Here is a 24,302-nt window from a genome sequence, read left to right on the forward strand (position 1 = left end):
AATTAGAGCAGATTCAGCAAATTTCTGAAACCGAAAAAATGGCACGTCCTCGCTTTTAGGACGTGCCATTTTTTAAAGCATTATTTGTGTAAAAGCCGTTCGTATCGCCTGTTGAACTTTTTGAACAGCAGCGATTTGATGGCCTTTTGCTTCAGTCAATTCTTTTTCAATATATTCAGGATAGTAGGTTGCCAAATAACCCAAGACCCAGATAGTTGGATCTGAAATAACCGTCTCTGCTAATGGATACAAATAGGCAAGATGCAACCGAATTTCTTCTTCCAAATGCTGCAGCATAATTGGATCATCATTTTCTAAACGATTCCTAAGTTCAGTACAAATTTCGGAATAGATCGGCGTATTTAACGGTCCAGTTTTTCCTTCTAGTAAGACTGTCTGAGGCTGATTGTCATACCAAAGAAAAGTCAGTGGTTCTGAAAATTGCAACAGTGCTAATTCTTCAATAAACCATTCCCGAGCAAAATAACTGAGTGCTTGGTTCATAACTAAATCTTTTGCGACTTCCACAAATACTGGCTTAGGCAAATATAAACTGACTTTAATATTCGCTAATTGTTGATAAACGGGCAATTGATCGCTTACTAACAAGTTCCTTTTAATTGCTTGAATTTGCTGCGTTTCTAATTGTTGATACGCCTCTTCTACTTGCATTAATTGCTGTTCTAACGTTTTTTGTTGTGCTAGCGTTATTTTTTTAGTTTGAAGTAGTTGCTTCAATAAAATATATCCTTCAATAAAGCTACGGCTTTGACTATAAATTTGCATATAAATTGTCGCTGTTTCAAGGTTCTCAAAATAAGACTCTTGGAACGCTTCTGCCAATGCTAGTGCTTCGTCAGCTTCACCCATTTCCAACAATAATTGGACAATTTTTTGATTTACTGGCGGCGTTTGTTGTAGCTGATAGGCTTGTTGAAAATTTTCTAAAGCGGCGATCTGATTATGTTCTACAAGTGCTTCTTCTCCTTGTGCAATAAAACGTTCATAGTTTTTTGGAAATTCATGAATGGTACTCATATCTAACCTCCTTTATTTCTTATTTAAAGCAGATGAGCCTGGGACAAAAATCACTTTGGATTTTTGCTCCAGGCTCAAAACCTGATAACCGGCGGGAACAGAACCAACACTACGCGTTGCTCGGAGCTAAACGGTTCTGTCCCGACCTCGATTTTAACTATTCAAACGGACTTTTTTAGTAAAGATTACGAATAATAATTGCCGTTTCTAGGTCGCCCTCAGCGTTCATCTTCTCCGCCTTTTCTTCTAAACTATACCCAGCAAAACTTTCGTTTGTTAAAACATCTGCTACTGTAAATTTAGCAACTTTTTCAATACTGACCGCATCTGGGGCTACTTCTTGCACGCTATCCCAGCCTGTATCAATAAAGACTTTTGTATCTTCTGTAATCGCTTCGTTTGCTTCTAACGCCTGCATAATTTCTTTTAACTGTGCATACGTCATAACCTCGACTTGATTTTCCATTTAAACGCCTCACTTTGTCCATTCCTTTTTAAGGATTAGGTTTTAATTTTAGACTTTTTCTTTAATCGTTTTTAATGCGTGGTATAAGGCATATTTCATCGGTTTGGCTTTCCAGTGGAAATTGCCCATTAATTCTTCGACATGACCGCCAAAGGATTGTTTGAATTTAAGAACCCCATCACTTCCATCAAAGACACCGTCAACGCCATAAAAATTATATTTGGGAATGTTATTTTCTACTGTGTAAGTTAACATTTTATGTTGAATTAAATACGGTGCATAGTATTGTTTATATTTTTCATACGTACCACTAAACAAGTAAACCACTTCTTGTGGATGAACAATGAATAAGGCGCCTGCTAAAATTTCAGGTTCATCTGATGTTTTCATTTCTTTAGCCTCGTCAATCCGTTTGCGCACGGTACGAACTTCATCTTCAAATTCACGTTTCTGGTTATTTTTTTTACGGCTTTTAGGATTGGCAATTAACGCTTCATTGACTTCGTTGAGCGTCTCTTGTAATTTGCGTAATTTCTCATGAAGATTTTCTAAATAAGTAGCAAAGTTTAGTTCCGCCACCATAAATTTTGCTCGTTCGCCAAACTCTTCATAAACAGCTTGGTAATAAGCTAAATCCTTATCTTCAAAATTACGTCGTGCACTTGTTTCTTCCGTTAATTTCTTAAAGAGAGGTAGCTCTTCGTAACGAAGTTCTCGGGTTGTTACTCCATATTCCCATGTTTTCTTGATGTCATATTTAGCATCTTTTCCATAAGATTTCCAGAGCTCTTCTTCTGTTAATCCAGCCATATCTTTGACAAACAGCCAACGTGGCGCGCCATCAAAATTGTGCACATCAAACCCTTGGTGTTCAAAACCAATTGATGTGAAATAGTCAAATGTTTCTTGATTGACCTTTTCAACTTCATCGCCATTAAAATCACGTAAACAAATTTGTTTATTTGGAGTAAAGGTTAAATAAAGGCCATCATTTTTTTTCACATATTTTTTTAAGCCTGTGAAAAAGGCTTCTACACATTTTTTATCTGTATAATCCATCAAAATTCCGCCGTCAATGTCGAAAGCATAACCAATTTTGACTTTTTTCTTGCTTAGGATACACGCAGCAATTAGTTGGCCTTCTCGTTTGACGCCAACGTATTCACAATGCCAGCCACGTCGTTCCAATAAATGTTTCATTTCGGGTGTTTCTAAAAAGTTACCTGCAGGATGTGTCATTGCAAAGGTAGTAAATTCTTGTTCAGTTAATGTACTAAACTGATCCATATCAAACAACTCACAATCTTTTTTTGTTAAATAAATTAGCACTTTTCAGCTTAACCTACTTTTTGCTTTCTTTCAAACAAAGTTACCTCACTGGCTAATTCTTATTTTTCGGTTCTTATTAATTATATCTAATTTTGCTAAAATGCAAACAGTTTTCAACGGAAAAAAAGAATTTCTTTGGAATCTTTCATTTTTGACTGAATATCTTTCTTTTATAAAAAATATTTGAGCGTGGGACAAAAATCACTTTGGATTTTTGCTCCACGCTCAAAAACTTATAAGAACCCGTTAAACATCTTTCTCTCAGGTTCTTGATTTACTCAACAGTTACACTTTTAGCTAAGTTCCTTGGTTTATCAACATCGTAGCCTCTTTGTAAGGTTGCATAGTACGCTAATAATTGGCCTGGAACAATGCTAACTAAGGCAGAAAGTAACGGATGAACATCTGGAATAATTAGTTGGTCCTGTGGTTTTGCCAAGGATTCCAAGGCAATCACAATATTTCTTGCTCCACGACTTTCGACTTCCTTTAAATTGCCTCTTGTATGGGCTGCGACTTTGGCATCTGTCACAATCCCAATCACAGGTGTTCCTTCTTCAATTAAGGCAATCGTTCCATGCTTCAATTCACCTGCCGCAAAGCCTTCTGCTTGAATGTAGGAAATTTCTTTCAACTTCAAGGCCGCTTCCATCGACACATAATAGTCGACTCCTCGCCCAATATAGAAGGCATTTCGAGTATACGTCAGATAATCTTCCACCAAGGCTTTCATTTGTTGTTTTTCATCAATCAAGGTTTCCATGACAGCTGCTACCACGCTCAATTCGTGAGCCACATCAAATGAGACGGCTGCTAATGTTTGGCGTTCTTCGCCAATTGCTTTTGCTAAAATAGCTAAGACAGCGATTTGAGCAGTATAAGCTTTGGTGGAAGCGACAGCAATTTCTGGTCCTGCGTGTAATAACAAGGTATCGTCCGCTTCACGTGATAATGTTGAGCCAGCAACATTTGTTAATGTAAGTGATGGATGCCCTAATTCATTAACCTGTACCAGTACTTGGCGACTATCTGCCGTTTCACCACTTTGACTTAAGAAAATGAAGAACGGTTTTTCAGATAAAATAGGCATGTTGTAGCCAAATTCGCTTGATAAATGAACTTCCACAGGAATACTGGCAATCGTTTCAATTAAAGATTTTCCGACCCAACCTGCATTATAACTTGTCCCACAAGCAATAATGTAAATTCGGTCACATTGATTAATTTTTTCAAGTAACGCCTCATCTAAAGTCACTTTTTCACCTTGAGTATACGCTTGAACAATTTTGCGCATCACTGCAGGTTGTTCATCAATTTCTTTGAGCATATAAAACGGATATGTTCCTTTTTCAATGTCATTTAAATCTAATTGCGCTTCAAAAGGTTCTCGGTTGATTACTTGTCCTTCTGGCGTTTCGATTACTACTTTATCCGCTGTAACAGTTACAATTTCACCATCAACAATCTCAACAAATTGATTGGTTTCTTTAATCATCGCCATCGCGTCACTACAAATAACATTAAAGCCTTCACCTAGACCGATAAGTAACGGGCTTTTATTTTTCGCTACGTAGATAGTATTGGGGTCCATTTTATCCATTAATGCAAAAGCGTATGAACCTTTAATTTCGGCTAAAGCCGCTTTAAAAGCATCTTTTGTTGAAAAACCATTTTCAGCAAAATGAGCAATTAATTGAACGACGATTTCAGTATCTGTATCACCAATTAAGTGAGCACCACTTAAAAATTGTTCTTTTAATTCTTCAAAGTTTTCAATGACACCATTATGCACTAATGCAAAGCGTTGATCGCTTGAAACATGGGGATGTGCATTGGCGACAGTTGGTTCGCCATGAGTGGCCCAACGAGTATGACCAATACCAACCGTTCCATCGATTTCTGGCGTTAATTTTGCTGCTAAATCGGCAATGCCCCCAACTGCCTTAACTACATGGGGCTGTTGGCTTTGATCATTCACACAAATCCCAGCAGAATCATAACCTCTATATTCCAATTTTGTTAATCCTTGGATCAAACTTTCCGTAACATTTTCTTTCCCAATCATTCCGACAATTCCACACATAATGCTAATTCCTACTTTCCAATTGAAATTCTGTATTTACTAGGTCCTGTTTAACTAGCAAATCCCATTATATGTTTCTACCTGCGTGATAACCGCTTTGTTCTAACTTCACAATTAGTTTTTCTTTGTTATCTGTAGAGTGCAGTCCCTAGAGCCACCCGCCGAATCTTCGATAAGCTCTCTCCTCGTCACCTGAACGTTCAGGTCTGGCGCTATCCGATATTGGTCTATATACCTCCTTTGTAAATATATTCCGTAGAAACATAAACAATCATACAATTAAAAGTAGGTGCTTGTCAACAAAAATCTAAAAACATAAAATTGGTCTAGTTCTTTAAAGTTGTAAAAAAAGAATCTAGTACACTCATAGTAAGAGAAAGTACTAGATTCTTAATAATAAAAAAATATCCGTTCTATTTATAGAACCTTATCAATTTGTTATTTATTGGAATGGATTATAAAACCGGCCACCATTCACATGGAACAACCAGAAACTGATTCCTAATAAGCATAAGGCAAGTAACATTACCGAAAAATCACGCAGATGAAAAGGTTGTTGCGCATACCACGTTCGATTTTTCTTTTGACCAAAACGCCTTAATTCCATAGCGGTACTCACAGTTTCAATTCGATCTAAACTAGATAGGATTAAGGGTAAAACGATTTGTGCTACGCCTTTGATTCGTTGGCCTAACCGTCCCTTTTTAGACATCTCATAGCCTCGCGCTTGTTGTGCTAAAGAAATATTAAAAAAATCTTCTTGGATATCGGGAATATAACGAATAGCCAGCGCTACTGCATAACTAATCCGATAACTCACACCAATTCGATTCAGGCTGGAGGCAAATTCACTAGGATTTGTTGTTAATAAAAAGATTAATGCCAACGGAATCGTACAGAAATATTTTAAAACTAAATTAAATTCATAAAATAATTCTTCTTGTGTCAAAGTAAACCGTCCGATTCCTTCCCAAATCACGGTACGTGATTGATATAAATCAACCCCATATTCAGGTGCAAAAAGGTAAACCGTTAAGATATTTAACAAAGAAAAAATAGCAACAAATTTAATAACAAAAGATATTTGATGCCATTTAATATTTGATAATTTTAACAAAACAAACGAAACCACAGACATTCCTAACAGATAACGAGTATCATACGTGGTCATACAAGCCACAGAGACAACGATTAAAAAGACTAATTTGCTTGTGCCATTTAAGCGATGAATCCAGGTTGAATCAGGATGATAGCCTAACATTTGTCGTTCACTCATCCAAAACGCACCTCACGATCGTAAGCAACAAATTTTTCCGTAAATAGCAAGGGATTTTCCAAGCCTAACGCTTTAGCAAAGGTAAACAAGCTCGTTTCTTTTAAAGAAGCTGCTTGAATTAATTTTTCATCTGTTAAAACAGCAACTGGAGTCGCATCTGCTAGTAAATGTCCATCACAAACTACTAACGCACGTGTTGTATATTCCAACATTAAGTGCATATCGTGAGTGATCATTAAAATAGTCACACCTAAGCGGTTCAATTCTTCTAAAAATGTCATCATTTCTGTATAATGTTTAAAATCTTGCCCAGCTGTTGGTTCATCTAAAATTAATAATTCAGGTTCTAAAACTAAGATTGATGCAATAGTTACCCGTTTTTTCTGCCCAAAACTCAACGCAGAAATCGGCCAGTTCCGGAAGGGATACAGCCCACAAATATGTAAAATATTCGTCACACGTTCCTCAATTTCTGCTTGTGGCACATCTCGTAAAACTAATCCTAAAGCTACTTCTTCAAAAATCATTTTTTTAGAAATCATTTGATTCGGGTTTTGCATCACATAACCAATTTTATCTGCACGTTCTTTGATTGAATAATTGGAAAAATCTTGTCCTTCCCATAAAATCTTACCCGATTGAGGCGTGATGAACCCGCAAATTATTTTAGAAAGTGTAGACTTCCCGGCACCATTTTTTCCTACAATGCTGATCATTTCTCCATGATGAATAGTTACTGAGAAGTCATCTAACACTTTTTCACCGTGACGATCATATTGATAGGACACTTGTTCCAAACGTAATAGTTCAGCTCCTTTGACTGCACTAACTGAACTAGGTTGGACAGACCACTGTGTCATTTTAGGCAAAACCGTTTCGCCTGATACTTCGGCTAATTTGTCTAAATGACTAACTTGTGTTAAATCAATCCCAGCATATTTCATGGCTGTAACGTACAAAGGTTCACGAATCCCTTGTTGGGTCAACGTATCTTGACGTAACAATTCATCTGGTGTTGTGTCAGAAATAATTGCGCCCTCATTCATGACAATAATTCGATCAACTGATTCGCAAAGAACGTCCTCTAAGCGATGTTCTATTATTAAAACAGTCGCTTTTGTTTCTTGTTGAATGGTGTCAATCAAAGTCATTGTTTCTTGTCCCGCTCGAGGGTCAAGATTAGCCAAAGGTTCATCAAAAAGTAAAATTTTTGATTGGTTAATTAGAACGCCCGCCATAGATACACGTTGTTTTTGACCACCTGACAAATCTTGTGGACGGTGTTGCAATAACTGATTCAGCTCAACAATCTCGGACCATTTGTGGACCGCTTTTTTCATTTCTGCTTGTTCAACTGCATCGTTTTCTAAAGCAAAAGCAATATCCTCAGCAACCGTTAAGCCGATAAACTGCCCATCGGTATCTTGCAAAACAGTTCCTACATCAAAAGACAAATCAAATAGACTTGTTTCTTGGATATTTTTACCAGCAACCGTAGCTGTTCCTTGAATTTCACCTTCATAAATATTGGGAATTAACCCATTGATACATTGCGCCAATGTTGATTTACCACTACCACTAGGCCCAACGATTAAAACCTTTTCTCCTTCATAGATGGTTAATTGAATCCCCTTTAATGTTGGTTCAGATTGGCTATGATATTGAAAGGAAAAATTATTAAAAGTAATGATTGGTTTTTTCATTCGGCCTCACCTCAGTTTCTCCATAAAAGAAAGGGTCTGAGCATTAGCAAAGTAATTACTAGGGCAGACCCTTAACCATTTAAATTATTTCGACAGTTTCTTAATCTTTTGATAAACTGCCTTTCTTTGTTCTTGTTGATGCATAAGCTTTCATCAACAATGTTCCAATAATCCCCACAGCGACAATATTTGAAACAGTCGCGAATACGCCTTGTGTAAATACTTTACTTGCGGGTTCACTATAAATCAAAATATCCAAACTAGGCGCGATTAAGCCCCAAACGACGATATTGCCAAAGGCTTGGAAAATATTGAAACGCACCATGTCATTTGTTGTAAATTCACCATGTTGAAGATCCATTTTACGACCAGCGAAGCCAAAAATAATACCAATAATTCCTGAACAAATAATCCAGCTCCACCAAGCGCTACCATACGTGGTAAAATCTTTTAATGTGTGACCAATCAAACCAATTAGCCCTCCAGCTACTGGTCCAAAAACAACTGACATTAAAGCAAGAAATGAATACGACGTTTCTAAGTTCGTATTAGGAATCCCAGTTGGAATTACAACGAATCGACCTAAAATAACAAAAACTGCAGAGCCAATTCCAATTGCTACAATTGTCTTGACAGACATTTTTTCTTTCATTTCGCTCCTCCATTCTATAACTCCATTGATTTACAGCCGCTCCCTTCTTGATTTTATCGAATAAAAAAAGAAGATACGCGGTGCATCTTACTTCTAAAATAGTACCCTTTTAACCGCTCTATGTCAATGATAGACGGAGCTTATTAGCTATTTTCTTTTTTTGATTTCCAACAAAGAAACCAGACACTTAACGCAAGCTAGCATTAAGTGTCTGGTTTCTAATTGGTTCTTATTCAACGCCGATTTCTGCACGTACTACTTCGGCAATTTTATCAACGTAATAATCAACTTTTTCTTGTGTTGGCGCTTCGGCCATCACACGTAACAATGGTTCTGTTCCAGAAGGACGAACTAAAATACGACCTTCGCCATTCATTTCTGCTTCTGCTTGTTCGACAACTGCTTTGATTGCCGGAACTTCCATTGCACCATTTTTATCTGTGACACGAATATTGACTAATTTTTGTGGATAAATCGTCACTTCATCCGCTAATTCAGATAATTTTTTGCCCGTTTGCTTCATAACATTCAACAATTGAATCCCTGAAAGCATACCATCACCTGTTGTGTTGTAATCTAAAAAGATCATGTGACCAGATTGTTCGCCACCAAAATTGTAATCATTTTTACGCATTTCTTCTACAACATAGCGATCACCCACTTGCGTTACCACATCTTTTAAGCCAATTTCTTCTACAGCTTTATGGAAACCTAGATTACTCATCACTGTTGTAACGATTGTATCTTTTTTCAAACGTTTTTTCTCAGCTAAATATTTGGCACAAATATACATGATTTTATCACCATCGATAATTCGTCCTAATTCATCGACTGCAATAATTCTATCGCCGTCTCCATCGAAAGCCAAACCAGCATCGGCGCCTTTTTCAACAACCATTTCTGCTAAAGCTTCAGGATGAGTGGAACCCACACCATCATTGATATTCAAGCCATTAGGACTTGTTCCCATTGTATAGAAATCTGTCTCTAAATCTGCGAAGACACGATTGACTGCTGTTGCGGTTGCTCCGTTGGCAGCATCTAAACAAACAGTCATATCCGCTAAATCGCCAGGAATACTTTGAACTAAAAATTGCGAATATTTTAGTAAGCCTTCTGGAAATTCATCTAACGAGCCTAAGCCTTCTGCAGAAGGTCTTGGTAAGGTGTCTTCTTCTGCGTCTAACAATGCTTCAATTTCTGCTTCTTGATCGTCTACTAATTTGAAGCCGTCTGCCCCAAAAAACTTAATCCCATTGTCTTCCGCAGGATTATGTGAAGCTGAAATCATTACGCCAGCAGATGCTTTTTGTAAACGAGTAAGATATGCTACACCAGGTGTTGAAATCACCCCTAATTGGAAAACTTCAATTCCGACTGATAATAATCCAGCAATCAATGCTTGTTCCAACATCTCACCTGAAATACGTGTATCGCGCCCTACGAGAACACGAGGTTTTCTTGAACTATCTTCATGTTGACTCAACACATAACCACCGTAACGCCCTAATTTAAAAGCTAATTCAGGTGTTAACTCCTTATTTGCAATTCCTCTTACACCATCTGTTCCAAAATATTTACCCATTTTGATTCTCCTTAGTCACTTGATTCTCTGTATTTTCAGTTGAACCAGCAGTTGTACTTTCTACTGTTGATCCCTCACTTGTTGTTTCAGAAGTATTTGATTCTACTTGACTGGATGTACTTGGTTGTACTGCTTGGCTACCTGAGCCAGCCGTTGTTGAACTTGCAGGTTCCCCTGAAGTTTCATTTGTATTTGATGACTGTTGTTGATTGTACACGGGGCTTAAAGAAACGTCAACCTCATCTGGTGTAACTACGTATTCTCCATCAACGGGAATAGTCACTGATTGTTTTGTTTCTTTGCGAATATCAGAAATGTCTACCGGTACCTCAATTGATTCTAGCGTATCTAAAATTGATTGCGGACCACTGACCCTAACTTGGTACGTTGATAAACTATAATTGTAATGAGCGATCCCAGCTGGTGGCGTACCTGTCATACTAACATTCAGTGGTACATCTTTTGTTGGCGCAGTTAAGCCTACTGTTACTTTGACTTGTGGTGCTGGATTTTCGATACTTAGGACTTGACCTTTGGCATCTAGCGCTTGGACATTTACCGTTTGTTTAATCGTATCAATTGTTTGTTTGGCACTTGAGACTGGCGCAATCACTTTGTCAATTGCTTTCGCTGTTTCTTCTCCAGTTGTTACTTCTACGGTTTTTGGATCCACAGAAATATTTTTTACTTTGTAGCCTTCTTTTTCAATGTTATCAGAAAGTTGTGCTTCTACATCGAATTTTTTTGTTACTCTCTTTTCAATCGTTACAGTCACTGTTTTCGGTTCAATTTCAGCTGTAACAGCTGAACTTAGTCCCCGAACTGTCAAGGGCACTTCCGAAGTCCCTAATGGCAATTTGGTTAAGTCTGCGACCACTTGGAAATTTCGTGTGTCAGCATTTGATTCCATGTTTAATTGAATGCGGTTCGCACTACGTAAATGAACATTTACACTCTCTTCAAATCCAGAGACATAATATTTGTCTTTATCGTATTGGACTTGGACAGGAATATTATTCAATGTCTCACTATACGTTTGGCTTGAACCTGAATTGGAGGGATTATTGCCTGTTGCATTGGCATTAAAAAATAACAACAATGCAAACAGCAATGAAAGCAAACCATTAAACCAGCTTTTTTGGGAGGCTTTTCTCATTTGCGTTTAACCCCCTTTGTTACATCATCGATAAAATGCTGCAAAGCACTTTTTTTATCTTCCGATGATTCCGAAATTAACTCCTTACGCAAAATTGTTAAATACTCTTCTTGCGTTAGACCAGGAATTAATTCATTGTTCAATGTCAAACTAACGTCACCAGTTTCTTCAGAAACAACAATCGTAATGGCGTCACTGACTTCACTGATACCGACTGCGGCTCTATGGCGCGTTCCAAATTCTTTTGGAATTAAATTGCTTTCTGATAGCGGTAAATACGCACTAGCAACAGCAATTTTTTCATTTTTGATAATCACTGCACCATCATGTAGTGGTGTATTTGGAATGAAAATATTAATCAGTAATTCACCAGTAATATCGGCATCCAAATCAATACCTGTCTCAATGTATTCATCTAAACCGGTATTGCGTTCAATGGTTATCAAAGCACCAATTTTCCGTTTTGACATGTACTGAATGGCTTTGTCAAAGGCCTGAATAATACGCTCATCTTCTTGTTGCGCACCTTTATTCGGGCGGAAAAACGAACTTCTCCCTAGATGTTCCAGCCCTCTTCGCACTTCTGGTTGAAAAATAACAACCGCGGCGATTACACCATACATGATGACTTGATTCATTAACCAAGATAATGTATGTAGACCAATTATCTCACTTAGAATGCGGATAATGATAAAAACAGCGACACCTTTTAATAGTTGGACTGCTTTTGTTCCACGAACAAGCATGATTAATTTGTAAACGAGGTACCATACGACTAGGATATCTATGATATTGATAACAAAATCCTTAGATAAGAAATCCGTTGAGATGACTTGCTGCCAATAATTCAAATCTAATAATTGATTCAATTGAAACGACATCATACCCCTCACTTCTCTCTCAAGATTTCCTAACAAGTATACCACATTATTTTCTTTCATCACAGAACGCAAGCGGAAACATCAAAAAAATTTAGGAACTTTTTCAAATAACTTGAAATTTTTCATCAAAAAATCGCATTTCTAACTAAAAAACGTGTCCAAGCAAAAAGCTCAGACACGTTTTTTTGATTTCTATTTAATCTTGCTCACGCTGTTTTCTCTTGGCTGCTCGTTCAGCGCGACGGGCAGCCCTTCTTGCTTCCGCTTCCGGATCAACTACGCGTTCTTTTTTCACTCGTGGCTTCTCGTTCTCTGACGCAGTTATTTCTGGTTCACTTTGTTTTTCAAGTTTTGCTCGAATTTTTTCTTCTTGACCAGCTAAACGAGCATAATTATAGAACCGTCTCTTAGCATCATTAATTGTTTTATTAAATAACAATTCCGCTGTATCTGGTTGACTAGATTCTAAGGACGCAAAGCGAACTTGTTGGCGCATAAACTCTTTCATTAATGAAAAATCTGGTTTTTTGAAATCCAATGTCATTGGTTCTTTGCCTTTTTCTCGCAATAATGGATTATAGCGATATAAAGACCAGTAACCTGAATGAACCGCGTCTTTCGCTTCTTTCAACGTTTGACTCATCCCACCTGCTAAACCATGTGTAATACATGGTGTATAAGCAATAATAATCGATGGTCCAGGGAATTTTTCTGCTTCTTCAAAAGCTTTAATCGTCTGCATTTGGTTTGCACCTGAGGCAATTTGAGCGACATAGACATTTTCATAAGTCATTGCCATCATCCCTAAATCTTTTTTAGAGGCATATTTCCCACTGGCAGCAAATTTCGCAATCGCTGATGCAGGAGTTGCTTTGGAAGTTTGGCCACCTGTGTTGGAATAGACTTCATTATCTAGAACTAACATATTTACATCCGCGCCACTGGCTAACACGTGGTCAATCCCGCCGTAGCCAATATCGTAGGCCCAGCCGTCCCCACCAATCATCCACTGACTTGGTTTGACAAAAAGATCTTGATCGTCATAAATTGCTTCCAATAAAGGTTGATTCGTTTTTTCTTCAAGCAAAGCTGCACGTAATTTAGCTGCACGTTGTTGCGTACCTTCACTTTCGGACAGATGTGCTATCCAATCTTCCATCAATAGACGCAACGAGTCACTGGCTACAGAAAAAGCTTTGGTCATTTTACTAGCTAAACGTTCGCGACGCGCTTGCGTTGCTAACAACATGCCATAACCAAACTCGGCATTATCCTCTAAAAGAGAATTTGACCAAGCTGGACCTTGCCCTTGTTCATTCGTAGTGTAAGGTGTCACACCCGCTGCAGCACCCCAAATCGATGAGCAACCTGTTGCATTAGCAATCAGCATTCGGTCACCAAACATTTGCGTCAATAATTTAACATAAGGCGTTTCGCCGCAACCAGAACAAGCACCAGAAAACTCTAATAAAGGTTTATTAAATTGCGAACCTAAAACAGTATTCGGTTTTGCTGGGTTTTCCTTTTGACGTAATGTCATAGCAAACGCCCAGTTCATAGCCTGCTCTTTTTCTTCTTCATAAGGTCTCATTACTAAAGCTTTCCCTTTAGCTGGACAGGCTTCAACACAAAGACCACAGCCAGTACAATCTTTGACTGAGACTTGGATACGATACTTCAAGCCGTCGGCACCACGTAGATCACGCACAATGAATCCTTCTGGCGCTTCAGTTATTTCTTCTTCATCTGCTAAGAATGGTCGTATCGCCGCATGAGGACATACAAAGGCACACTCATTACACATAGTACATCGATCGCTAATCCACTCAGGTACTTCTAATGCAACTCCACGTTTTTCAACTGCCGCAGTTCCCAAAGGCATCCGCCCATCTGTCATCCCATTTTTCGCTAGTGTCGCAACAGATAACACATTCCCTTCTTGACGATTAATCGGTTCAACAATTTCATGAACAAAATCACTAACATTTTCTGAACGTTTTCGCGGTTGAACTTCAAGCGTTCTCCACTCTGCTGGAACAGGTACCTGATGCAACAATTCAACGGTCTTATCGATTGCTTGAATATTTTTTTCGACAACTTTCATGGACTTATGACCATAACTTTTCAGTGCTTCTTCTTTTAAAATTGGCAACACTTGCTCAAAAGGCATAATTTCCGCTAATTTGAAGAAAGCTGTTTCCATCGCGGTATTAATTCGCCCGCCTAGTCCGACTTCACTAGCTAATTTCACTGCATTGATTGTATAAAACTGAATCTCATTTTCAGCTAGATACCGTTTTAATTGATTTGGTAAAAAACGCGCTAGTTGTTCATCATTCCAAATGGTATTTAAGAGGAAAGTCCCGCCTTTTTTTAACCCTTGTACTAAATCATAGGTATGCAAATAAGCGGCCGTATGACAGGCCACAAAATCAGAATGTTCAATGAGGTACGTTGAACGAATAGGCGTCTCGCCAAAACGTAAATGAGAAACGGTCAACCCACCTGATTTTTTTGAATCATAATAGAAAAAGCCTTGCGCATACTTGTCTGTATGATCACCGATAATCTTAATTGCTGACTTGTTCGCCCCTACTGTGCCATCAGAACCAAAGCCCCAAAATTTAGCTTGATAGGTTTTCGGATTCGTCAAATCAAGTGGTTTGCCAACTTCTAATGAAGTATAAGTTAAATCATCATCAATCCCAATTGTAAAACGCTTCTTCATGGCAGAACGTTCTTTCATTAATTCATCAAAAACCGCAACAATCTGATTTGGCAGCACATCTTTAGAACCTAAACCATAGCGCCCACCAATAATTGTTGGGCGAATGTCCGCTTCATACATCGCACTTTGGACATCCAATAATAACGGTTCGCCACCAGCACCGGGCTCTTTCGTCCGATCCAAGACAGCAATTGCTTTAACTGATTGTGGTATTTTTTCGAGAAATGTTTCAACTGGAAATGGCCGATAAAGATGGACATTAAGAAAGCCAACTTTTCTTCCTTGTTCTTGTAAATAATCAACCGTCTGTTCAATTGTTTGCGCAACTGAACCCATTGTAACGATCACTTCTTCTGCATCTTCTGCGCCATAATACGTCACCAAATCATAATTGGTTCCCCGTAACCAGTTAATTTCTGTCATATATTTTTGAACAATACCAGGTAATTTTTCATAATAAGGATTTATTGTTTCTCGTTGTTGAAAGTGAATATCTGGATTTTGGTTCATTCCACTAACGGAAGGGTGATTCGGATTCATGCTCCGACGACGGAATTCGGCTAATTTCTCTTGATTTACTAAGGGTGCTAATTCTTCATAGTCAAGAACTGCCACTTTTTGAATTTCATGACTTGTTCTAAAGCCATCAAAAAAGTTCATAAATGGAACACTCGCTTCAATCGAAGCCAAGTGAGCCACTGGTGCCAAATCCATCACTTCTTGCACACTGCTTTCTGACAACATAGCAAAGCCTGTTTGGCGTGCGGCCATTACGTCTCCTTGATCACCAAAAATATTTAAAGCATTCGTGGTTAAAGCTCGGCTCGCCACATGAAAAACAGATGGTAATAGTTCTCCAGCTATTTTGTACATATTAGGAATCATTAAAAGTAACCCTTGTGAAGCCGTATAGGTCGTGGTAAGCGCGCCTGTTTTTAAAGAGCCATGGACCACGCCAGCAGCACCAGCTTCCGATTGCATTTCAACTACTTTCACAGGTTGACCAAAGATATTTTTCTTACCTTCGGCCGACCACTGATCAACAAGCTCAGCCATCGTTGAACTTGGTGTTATTGGATAAATGGCTGCTAATTCCGTAAAGGCGTAGGAAATATAAGCTGCTGCTGCATTCCCATCCATTGTTTTCATTTTCCGCATGTTTTTCTCATCCTTTATATCTAAAAAATAGAATAGTTGCACGCATATTCTTGTTTATTATAGCGGAATTTCACAAATTATGAAAGATTTTGTCAATTTTTTTGCTTAAAAATAAAAGAGAAATTGAGAAAAACCCTCTTTTTCCCCTATAAACAAACTATTTCACTGAATTAAAATTACTTTATTTTGTGAAATAGAAATTATCTATTCATTCACAAACTAAAGAACGAAAGAGGAAAATAAGCGTTTCGACTTATCTTCCTCTTTCTAAACATTAAGATTATTAAAAGTAACGGCTTTTAGTACAACTCCAAATATTGTTCTCTTTCCCATTCAGAAACGGTTTGACGGAAGGCTGCCCATTCCATTCGTTTTGCTTCTACAAAATTGGCAAAAATGTGGCGACCTAATGCATCAATCATTACTTGATCTTTACGTAATTCTTTGATGGCATTGTGTAAGGTTGATGGCAAATCTTCAATTTGTGCATGTTGACGTTCTTCCTCATTCATCACATAAATGTTACGATCAACCGCTGGCGGTGGCGTAAGTTCATTACGGATACCATCCAAACCTGCTTGTAATAAGACTGCCATTGTTAAATACGGATTCGCTGAAGGATCGACAGAACGTAATTCTAAACGAGTCGATAAACCACGAGATTCAGGAACTCGAATGAGTGGTGAACGATTTCTGCCGCTCCAAGCTACATAAACAGGTGCTTCATAACCTGGTACCAAGCGTTTATAAGAGTTCACTGTTGGGTTACATACCGCAGTATAGGCACGGGCATGTTTTAATAAACCACCTAAGAAATGATACGCAGTTTGGCTTAAGCCCATCTCTCCTGACTCGTCATAAAAAACATTACCTTCTTCATTAAATAATGACATATTGCAGTGCATGCCAGAACCATTAATTCCAAACAAAGGTTTTGGCATAAATGTTGCATGCAAGCCATGTTTGCGCGCAATAGTTTTCACAACTAATTTGAACGTTTGAATATTGTCACAAGCATCAACTACATCCGCATATTTAAAGTCAATTTCATGTTGACCAGGTGCTACTTCATGATGCGAAGCTTCCACTTCAAAGCCTAAACTTTCTAACTCTAAAACAATATCACGGCGACAATTTTCACCTAAATCGGTTGGCGCAAAATCAAAATAGCCACCTTTATCATTCAAATCAGTGGTAATTTCACCATTCTCATCTAATTTAAATAGGAAAAATTCTGGTTCTGGTCCTAAGTTAAAAGAAGTAAAGCCTAATTCTTTCATATCTGCTAAGGCGCGTTTTAAATTACCGCGGGGATCTCCGGCAAAAGGGGTACCATCAGGATTATAAATATCACAAATTAAGCGCGCAACTTTTCCATGGTCGCTTTCCCACGGAAAAATCATCCATGTAGATAGATCAGGGTATAAATACATGTCACTTTCTTCGATACGAACGAATCCTTCGATGGATGACCCATCAAACATCATTTTATTATCTAATACTTTATCTAGCTGACTCACAGGAACTTCAACATTTTTAATTGTTCCCATAATGTCGGTAAACATTAGTCGTAAAAAACGTACGTTTTCTTCTTCTGCAATATGTTTAATCTCTTCTGCCGTTTTGGCTTTTCTTGTCATCGGTCTGATCCCCATCCTTCATTTTTATTGGCTGCTGAAACGTTAAAGCCTTGGTACATTCGATTGGAACGGATTTTGCTGAGTAAGTCCTCCTTGCGAAAGGATTTCGTCGTATAAAATCTGACGAACATCTGCATCGGTTAACGGACGAGTCGCCTCGGCGGTGTTTTTTTGTTCCTCTAATTTCATTTCATACACACGCTTAATCCCTGCCATGTTCAATCCATCAGATAAATAATCTTTAATTTCTAACAAAACATCAATATCATTTAAAGAATACATGCGTCGGTTGCCCTCACTACGTTCTGGATGAATCAATCCCTGTTCTTCATAGTAGCGAATTTGTCGAGCGGTCAAATCCGTTAGTTTCATAACTGTACCAATTGGAAAAACTGACATGGAACGGCGTAACTCTTTTTCTCTCATCTCCATCCTCCTCTCTTAGTTATTTCTTAGAATAACAATAGAATGACAAATTGTCAAGAACTTATGTTAGATTTTCTGACATAAAACAAAAAACCTGATAAATATGGACTTTCCCATCTTTTCATGGCTGATTTTCTCCTGCTAACCAAAAAAATAGAAATGATTTGTTTTTACAAATCATTTCTAATCAACTTACCATTTTTTATTCTTTTTCGGATTCAGCCAACCATTTAGACTCTTTTTTCGCAAAACCTTTCACGATATACCGATTTTCATTTTCAGCATATTCTTCTGAAATCATTAGTGTCATCCGGCGAAGTTCACTTAATAGTTGTCCGTCAGTTGGGCTAATTTCTAATTGATAAGGCTCGAGTAATTCCATCATTTGGGCACGGATAGCTTGAACCAGTCGTTCTTTATCTTCAGAAATTTTAGTTGAGATCAATACATTGGGAAATAAGGTTGGGACAAATTCTTTACTGTCCACTTGATCTCTTTTATTATAAACCGTCAAGCACGGAATATTTTCCAACGCTAATTCTTTCATCAATGTTTGAACCGTGCGTTCATGTTGTAAACGATCTGGCGCACTTGCATCCACCACATGGAGCAGTAAATCCATCGCCCGACTTTCTTCCAATGTCGACTGAAAGGCTTCAATCAGTTGTGTTGGTAAATCTTGAATGAAGCCGACCGTATCTGTCAGAGTAACTTCCATGCCTTGAGGCAATTGCCATTTTTTGGTTAAAGGATCTAACGTTGCAAACAATTGATCCTCTGAATAAGTTCCTGCTGTTGTCAACATGTTGAGAATGGTTGATTTGCCAGCATTGGTATAACCAATCAAGCCAATTTGAAATAGTTCTGAATTTTGTCTTTTTTGGCGGCTTCGTTCACGATGAGCAGTGACTTCTTTTAACTCACGACGGATGCCTAAGATTTTATTCCGAATGTGTCGGCGGTCCGACTCTAATTTCGTTTCACCAGGCCCACGTGTCCCAATACCTCCTCCAAGTCGGGACAACTGTTTTCCTTGACCAGCCAAGCGAGGCAATAAATAATCCAATTGTGCTAATTCAACTTGTAACTTTCCTTCTTTGGAGCGCGCACGCAAAGCAAATATATCCAAAATTAATTGTACACGATCAATTACTCGCACAGCTAACGCTTCAGATAACAGTTGATTTTGACGCGGTGTGAGCTCATGATTAAAAATCACAAGATCCGCTTCATAGGCATCTGTTAATTGAATTAATTCTTCCAATTTCCCCTTACCGATTACGGTTTGTCGATCGACTTGTGGTCGTTTTTGCGTTAAAACAAACACCACTTCTCCATTAGCGGTTTCCGTTAAATTCGCCAGTTCTTCCATTGATGCAGAAAATGTCTGATAATTTTTTTCCGTTTCAACTCCTACTAGAATCACTTTTTCATGAGTGGTCATCGCCTACTCACTCTCCTTCTGTTGTAGCCATTCCGCTACTTCTTTTTCCAACTTGGGCAAATCTGTTGGCTGCTGAACCAAATTCCACCAATGCGCAGCCATTCGATTTCTAAACCAAGTCAATTGACGTTTGGCATATCGCCGCGATTGCTGTTTGACTGTTTCAACCGCCATCTCTAATGATTGTTCCCCGGAAAAATACGGAAAAAATTCTTTATAGCCAATACCTTGAGCTGCTTGTGCATGTGGTTGCTGAAACATCTGTTTTGCTTCTTCCAACAGTCCTTCTGTCATCATTTGATCCACCCGCTGATTAATACGCTCATATAATAAAGTACGATCTGTTTCCAAACCTAACAAATAATAATCATAGAGACGAGCTGGTTTTTCCTTCGGGGTCAAAATACTATAACCTGTTTTATCAAAGACCTCTAACGCACGAATCACTTTTTTGCGATTATTAAAATGAATGCTGTTAGCCGCTAGAGGATCCTTTTGTTGTAATAACTGCCATAAAGCTTGATTCCCTTTTTCTTCCGCAAATAAATTGTACGTTTCTCTAATTTCAGGCGAGTCATCTATCTCACGACTTCCTAGTTGAAAATCATAAAGAAGTGATTGAATATACAAACCTGTTCCTCCAACGATAATTGGTAGTTTCCCTTTTTCAGTAATTTCTTTGATTTTTTGGCGACCCTCTCTCTGAAAATCAGCAGCAGAATATGTTTCGCTGACTTCACGGCAATCAATTAAATAGTGAGGAATCCCTTCTTTTTCTGTTTCTGTGACTTTAGCGGTGCCAATGTCTAACGAGCGATAAACTTGCATGGAGTCACCGCTAATAATTTCACCATTAAATTTTTTTGCTAAAGCAATACTTAATGCTGTTTTCCCCACCGCAGTGGGTCCTACAATAACTAATACTTTCTCCAATTATGTTTCTCCTTCTTCTTGCCAATTTTGACGAGCAAATTTTGCTTCTTCAGGAAAATCCGTATGAACACCCGCCAATTTTAGCTGAAAACAATTTTCCATTTCTTCCATCCGATTAACAGTCCACGGCCGCAGCGGTTTCCCAATTGTGATAAGTTCTTTTTCATGAGCCAACACCCAAGACATTTTTGGATGTAAACTATCGACAAGCGCGAATGCCGGTCCCGCTTGACTTAAATCCTCTGCAGATTCATAAATAAAGGCAATTTCTGTCTTAGGATCAGCTTTTTTTAATTTAACTAAACTTGGAAAATAAAAACTGGAATATAAATAACGAAACGGCCATTTTTTTTGCTTCATTTGTTGGACGACTTTTTTCTCAATTCCTTCATAATGGATAATATCCGTTTTAAGTTCAATATTCAAAAAACCATTGAATTGTTCTTCTACAAGACAATTTAAAACATCTTCCAATGTTGGAACACATTGAACAGAAGGATTTTTCTGAAACCAGCTTCCAGCATCTAGTTGTTTTAATTCGTTTAATGTTAACTGTTGGATTTCACCATGACCATCTGTTGTACGATCCACCGTTTCATCGTGCATAACGATTAAATAACCATCTTTAGAAAGATGAACATCTAATTCAATTCCTTCAGCACCAACACGAACAGCCTCTCTGAAAGCAATACACGTATTTTCAGGATGGGTGCCTTTACTTCCTCGATGTGCAATAATATCTGTCATGCTCTCACTCCAATCTTGTTTATTGTACCATTGGAGTGAGGTGGGTTCAAATAATGTAGAAAAAAGAAGCCTTTCACAAATGAGTGGCTTCTTTTTAAGATATAACAACTAACGCATTCCTGGAGCATTTTTTTCTGTAATATCAAAATTTACCGAATCAATAACTTTGTTAGTATTATTATCAATAATCACAAAGTTCAAACCTTTTTTATTTCTAGACATTTCTGTATCATTTATTTTTACAGAAGCAAATGTTTGATTTTCATAATTAGTATAACTTGAGAATACATCATAATTTAAAGCTTCAATTTTACCAGTTAGTCTCGATAATTCTGCATTTGTTTCAACTGTTTTATTATCTTTTGAAATCACTGCACTTAAAGTCCACGCATTGTTACCTTCGAATTTTACGTCTACCCCTAAGTCTTTTAAAAGCGACTCTTCCGCTTGTGAAAGATAGACTTGATTACCATAACCACTTAATAAAATAGTATATTGCGTATCAATTAATTTTTGTAAATAATCATTAAGATTAAAAATATTCATCAACTCTGGGTTACCATTTCTATATATATTGTCCCAATCTTTTTCTGAAACACTTCGCACAGACTCCAAGCCGTAATATTTTGCAACAGAACGATTAACTTGTGCATCTGAATTAGTTTTTACATGCGATAAATGATTAGAATAAGCTGAATATTTTGTTGTATTACTATATGATATATCTGGAAACACAGGATTGATATTTCCTTTTTTCTCTTGCTCAACTAAATAACTATATTGTTTTGTCAAATCTAATTTTGACAAGAATACATCACTTACACCAACCATTACGTTCATGAAGAATGTACATACCAAAATCACATACAAAACACTGTAAATTGGAGAAAACCTGATATTTACTTTATAATTTGGCAGTGACATAGAAAAAGCGATAATCAAGAATAATACGGCTCCATAATATGAACGTCCGTAATCTAATGCTGCTGGAGAGATGGCTAAAACTAGCATAGTAGCCATTCCAGAAATAAAATATACAACACTTAGGTATACTCTTTTTTTATCTTGACTAATATAAGCATATAAAACAAGCAACAAAATCAGTATAACTAAAAATAATGATAAATTTTCTTTCATTTGTTCAAATATTGTAATGATTCCTGTCATGGCCTTTCTTGGTAAAGACCAAGTACTTCTAGCAAAATAAGTAGCGCGAATCTTATTTCCTGGTGCTAAAGCCATTAACGCCAAACCTATAGCGTTACCAGCAACACCCGTGAACATCCATAAAGAAAGCTTTCGTTTTGTATAAAACTGCCAGCCAAGATACCCTAAAACGATAAGCAAAGCTCCTCCAGAGGTATTTTCATTACACCAACCAGCCAAAATTCCTAAAGCAAACATCAAAAAAATCATTAATTTTGTTTTCGTAAAGACGTGTTCTTCAATGATTTCTCTATGATACACATAAAGGAACGAAAGAATAATTAAACTTCCCCAAAGATAATTAGCTGAGCCTGTCTCCCACAAAAACACTTCTCCAAAGGCTGGGGTAAACAACCAAAATAGCACTTGAATAATAATAAATCTAAATGAATTATACTTTTCATCTTGCTTTTGTAAAGTAAGTCTATAAACTAAATATGTTACTATTGTGTATGCCAAAGCATTAAAAACATTAAAAATCCCTTTTGGTAACAATAAAAATATTCTTGCAATTACATGGACCACTGAACGTCCTGTCCATGTCATGTATTGATTGTATTCATCTATAAGTATCGTCATCCAACTTTTCGTTTTATAAAGGTATTCATAGTCATCTGCAAGTAATGGTGTTAAATTATTTAAAGTAAGCATCACCAAAAATGTAATAATAATTGAGCATATAAATATCTTCTTTTTATTTAATTTAACTTTCATCTCTGCTTACCTTCCGCTTTTAATTCATAATTAACATATTTATCCAAACCAGATTGAATACTATATTTCGGTTCATAACCAATGGCACGTAATTTAGATATATCCGCTAAGGAATCTTTGATGTCCCCAGCTCGTGCTTCTTTGTATTCAACTGGCAAAGTGACTTTCATAATATCATTTAAAGAAGAAATTAACTCATTTAAATCGGTTGCTTTCCCTGTTCCGACATTATACACTTCCCCAAGTGATTGGTCAGAATGAGCGACAAGATTCAATGCTTGAACCACGTCCTCAACAAAGACAAAATCACGAGATTGTTTTCCATCGCCAAAGATATTGAATGTCACTTCTTGATTGGCTAATAAGCGTTTGTAAGAGTCCATCACAATCGAAATAACGCCAGAATAAGGCGAATTAGGATTTTGGTTTGGCCCATAAACGTTAAAGAAGCGAACAGCGCTTGTTGGAACATCATATAAATGACAATAGTTTAACACATATTTTTCAGAAGCAAATTTATCCACTGCATAAGGCGTTAATGGACGAATTACTGATTCTTCCTGTTTTGGTAAAGTTGGCTCATCACCATAAACCGCTGCAGAAGAAGCAAACACCAAACGTTTTAAATCTTTCTGGTACTTCCGAATTAATTCCAGTAATTGTAACACACTCTCAAAATTCACTTGGTGTGTTTCTACTGGACGTGCTACTGAATCTGCTACACTAGCAATCGCTGCTAAGTGAAAAATGTAATCGAACTGATACTCTTGTAGTACTTTTTCCATTAATTGTTGATCAATCACGCTACCTTCAATGAACGTGATATTTTCAGATGTGTTTAAATTTTCAGTTTGGCCCATTGATAAATCATCAATGACCACAACTTGATTGTCTTTACTATAATAATTTGCTAAGGTTGAGCCGATAAAGCCGGCACCGCCTGTGATTAAAAAGTTCCTCAAGTTTCCCACTCCAATTAAATTCATTTTGGTCTGCTTTCATAATGAACGGATATATTAAAGCTTTTTTATACCACTTACCCTTTTAAACTCTATTTAGCAGTATAAGTTTACTATAAGTATAAGAATTAATATAGATTGTATATTTAAAATCTAAACATAACACACATTATTGTAC

The 24,302-nt window shown here is 37.4% G+C and carries 18 protein-coding genes; all 18 read right to left on the reverse strand.

Annotation, left to right across the window (positions count from 1 at the left end):
- Positions 1 to 72: 72 nt before the first annotated feature.
- A complete protein-coding gene (locus tag IGM04_RS08630; protein ID WP_086318091.1) occupies positions 73 to 1,038 on the reverse strand; it encodes a hypothetical protein in 966 nt (321 codons plus the stop codon).
- Between the two features lie 175 nt (positions 1,039 to 1,213).
- A complete protein-coding gene (locus tag IGM04_RS08635; RefSeq protein ID WP_002359936.1) occupies positions 1,214 to 1,504 on the reverse strand; it encodes a hypothetical protein in 291 nt (96 codons plus the stop codon).
- A gap of 48 nt (positions 1,505 to 1,552) precedes the next feature.
- On the reverse strand, positions 1,553 to 2,833 hold the full coding sequence (locus IGM04_RS08640) for an aminoacyltransferase (protein ID WP_086318090.1): 1,281 nt from the start codon (positions 2,831 to 2,833) through the stop codon (positions 1,553 to 1,555).
- A 274-nt stretch (positions 2,834 to 3,107) separates the two neighbouring features.
- The gene (gene glmS, locus IGM04_RS08645; RefSeq protein WP_002356940.1) at positions 3,108 to 4,916 is read right to left on the reverse strand and encodes a glutamine--fructose-6-phosphate transaminase (isomerizing); all 1,809 of its coding nucleotides are present in this window, start codon (positions 4,914 to 4,916) and stop codon (positions 3,108 to 3,110) included.
- 442 nt (positions 4,917 to 5,358) lie between these two features.
- Entirely contained in the window at positions 5,359 to 6,192 is an 834-nt protein-coding gene (locus IGM04_RS08650) for an energy-coupling factor transporter transmembrane component T family protein (RefSeq protein ID WP_086318089.1), read from the reverse strand.
- Positions 6,189 to 7,895 carry an ABC transporter ATP-binding protein gene (locus tag IGM04_RS08655; RefSeq protein WP_086318088.1) on the reverse strand — a complete coding sequence of 569 codons (1,707 nt, stop codon included), beginning with the start codon at positions 7,893 to 7,895 and terminating at the stop codon, positions 6,189 to 6,191. Before IGM04_RS08655 ends, IGM04_RS08650 begins: the two co-directional genes overlap by 4 nt.
- Before the next feature lie 100 nt (positions 7,896 to 7,995).
- A complete protein-coding gene (locus IGM04_RS08660; RefSeq protein WP_086318087.1) occupies positions 7,996 to 8,547 on the reverse strand; it encodes an ECF-type riboflavin transporter substrate-binding protein in 552 nt (183 codons plus the stop codon).
- A 229-nt stretch (positions 8,548 to 8,776) separates the two neighbouring features.
- Positions 8,777 to 10,132: a phosphoglucosamine mutase gene (glmM, locus tag IGM04_RS08665; protein WP_002356936.1), complete on the reverse strand. Its 1,356-nt coding sequence runs from the start codon at positions 10,130 to 10,132 to the stop codon at positions 8,777 to 8,779.
- Entirely contained in the window at positions 10,125 to 11,288 is a 1,164-nt protein-coding gene (locus IGM04_RS08670; RefSeq protein WP_086318086.1) for a CdaR family protein, read from the reverse strand. The genes glmM and IGM04_RS08670 overlap by 8 nt, the downstream gene beginning before the upstream one ends.
- Entirely contained in the window at positions 11,285 to 12,169 is an 885-nt protein-coding gene (gene cdaA, locus IGM04_RS08675) for a diadenylate cyclase CdaA (protein ID WP_002389035.1), read from the reverse strand. Before cdaA ends, IGM04_RS08670 begins: the two co-directional genes overlap by 4 nt.
- A gap of 196 nt (positions 12,170 to 12,365) precedes the next feature.
- Entirely contained in the window at positions 12,366 to 16,097 is a 3,732-nt protein-coding gene (nifJ, locus tag IGM04_RS08680; RefSeq protein WP_179189151.1) for a pyruvate:ferredoxin (flavodoxin) oxidoreductase, read from the reverse strand.
- A gap of 257 nt (positions 16,098 to 16,354) precedes the next feature.
- Positions 16,355 to 17,695 (reverse strand): type I glutamate--ammonia ligase, encoded by a 1,341-nt coding sequence (glnA, locus tag IGM04_RS08685; RefSeq protein WP_002356929.1) that lies wholly within the window; start codon positions 17,693 to 17,695, stop codon positions 16,355 to 16,357.
- 42 nt (positions 17,696 to 17,737) lie between these two features.
- Positions 17,738 to 18,121: a MerR family transcriptional regulator gene (locus tag IGM04_RS08690; RefSeq protein ID WP_002388239.1), complete on the reverse strand. Its 384-nt coding sequence runs from the start codon at positions 18,119 to 18,121 to the stop codon at positions 17,738 to 17,740.
- 202 nt (positions 18,122 to 18,323) lie between these two features.
- Positions 18,324 to 19,565: a GTPase HflX gene (hflX, locus tag IGM04_RS08695; RefSeq protein WP_086318084.1), complete on the reverse strand. Its 1,242-nt coding sequence runs from the start codon at positions 19,563 to 19,565 to the stop codon at positions 18,324 to 18,326.
- 3 nt (positions 19,566 to 19,568) lie between these two features.
- Positions 19,569 to 20,498 carry a tRNA (adenosine(37)-N6)-dimethylallyltransferase MiaA gene (gene miaA, locus IGM04_RS08700; RefSeq protein WP_086318083.1) on the reverse strand — a complete coding sequence of 310 codons (930 nt, stop codon included), beginning with the start codon at positions 20,496 to 20,498 and terminating at the stop codon, positions 19,569 to 19,571.
- Positions 20,499 to 21,245 carry a glycerophosphodiester phosphodiesterase gene (locus IGM04_RS08705; RefSeq protein WP_086318082.1) on the reverse strand — a complete coding sequence of 249 codons (747 nt, stop codon included), beginning with the start codon at positions 21,243 to 21,245 and terminating at the stop codon, positions 20,499 to 20,501.
- 108 nt (positions 21,246 to 21,353) lie between these two features.
- Complete coding sequence (locus IGM04_RS08710; protein WP_086318081.1) at positions 21,354 to 23,165, reverse strand: DUF3329 domain-containing protein; 1,812 nt, start codon at positions 23,163 to 23,165, stop codon at positions 21,354 to 21,356.
- Positions 23,162 to 24,151, reverse strand: coding sequence for a GDP-mannose 4,6-dehydratase (locus tag IGM04_RS08715; RefSeq protein WP_438792731.1), 990 nt, complete (start codon positions 24,149 to 24,151; stop codon positions 23,162 to 23,164). The genes IGM04_RS08710 and IGM04_RS08715 overlap by 4 nt, the downstream gene beginning before the upstream one ends.
- Between the last annotated feature and the right edge of the window lie 151 nt (positions 24,152 to 24,302).

This window comes from Enterococcus sp. DIV2385 (assembly GCF_051711925.1).
In the GTDB taxonomy this organism is placed as follows: Bacteria; Bacillota; Bacilli; order Lactobacillales; family Enterococcaceae; genus Enterococcus; species Enterococcus faecalis.

Excerpts from the sequence above, each read along its gene's own strand:
- IGM04_RS08630 (WP_086318091.1), bottom strand. The coding sequence starts at position 1,038 with ATGAGTACCATTCATGAATTTCCAAAAAACTATGAACGTTTTATTGCA.
- IGM04_RS08635 (WP_002359936.1), bottom strand. The coding sequence starts at position 1,504 with ATGGAAAATCAAGTCGAGGTTATGACGTATGCACAGTTAAAAGAAATT.
- glmS (WP_002356940.1), bottom strand. The coding sequence starts at position 4,916 with ATGTGTGGAATTGTCGGAATGATTGGGAAAGAAAATGTTACGGAAAGT.
- IGM04_RS08650 (WP_086318089.1), bottom strand. The coding sequence starts at position 6,192 with ATGAGTGAACGACAAATGTTAGGCTATCATCCTGATTCAACCTGGATT.
- IGM04_RS08655 (WP_086318088.1), bottom strand. The coding sequence starts at position 7,895 with ATGAAAAAACCAATCATTACTTTTAATAATTTTTCCTTTCAATATCAT.
- IGM04_RS08660 (WP_086318087.1), bottom strand. The coding sequence starts at position 8,547 with ATGAAAGAAAAAATGTCTGTCAAGACAATTGTAGCAATTGGAATTGGC.
- glmM (WP_002356936.1), bottom strand. The coding sequence starts at position 10,132 with ATGGGTAAATATTTTGGAACAGATGGTGTAAGAGGAATTGCAAATAAG.
- IGM04_RS08670 (WP_086318086.1), bottom strand. The coding sequence starts at position 11,288 with ATGAGAAAAGCCTCCCAAAAAAGCTGGTTTAATGGTTTGCTTTCATTG.
- cdaA (WP_002389035.1), bottom strand. The coding sequence starts at position 12,169 with ATGTCGTTTCAATTGAATCAATTATTAGATTTGAATTATTGGCAGCAA.
- glnA (WP_002356929.1), bottom strand. The coding sequence starts at position 17,695 with ATGACAAGAAAAGCCAAAACGGCAGAAGAGATTAAACATATTGCAGAA.
- IGM04_RS08690 (WP_002388239.1), bottom strand. The coding sequence starts at position 18,121 with ATGAGAGAAAAAGAGTTACGCCGTTCCATGTCAGTTTTTCCAATTGGT.
- hflX (WP_086318084.1), bottom strand. The coding sequence starts at position 19,565 with ATGACCACTCATGAAAAAGTGATTCTAGTAGGAGTTGAAACGGAAAAA.
- IGM04_RS08705 (WP_086318082.1), bottom strand. The coding sequence starts at position 21,245 with ATGACAGATATTATTGCACATCGAGGAAGTAAAGGCACCCATCCTGAA.
- IGM04_RS08710 (WP_086318081.1), bottom strand. The coding sequence starts at position 23,165 with ATGAAAGTTAAATTAAATAAAAAGAAGATATTTATATGCTCAATTATT.
- IGM04_RS08715 (WP_438792731.1), bottom strand. The coding sequence starts at position 24,151 with ATGAATTTAATTGGAGTGGGAAACTTGAGGAACTTTTTAATCACAGGC.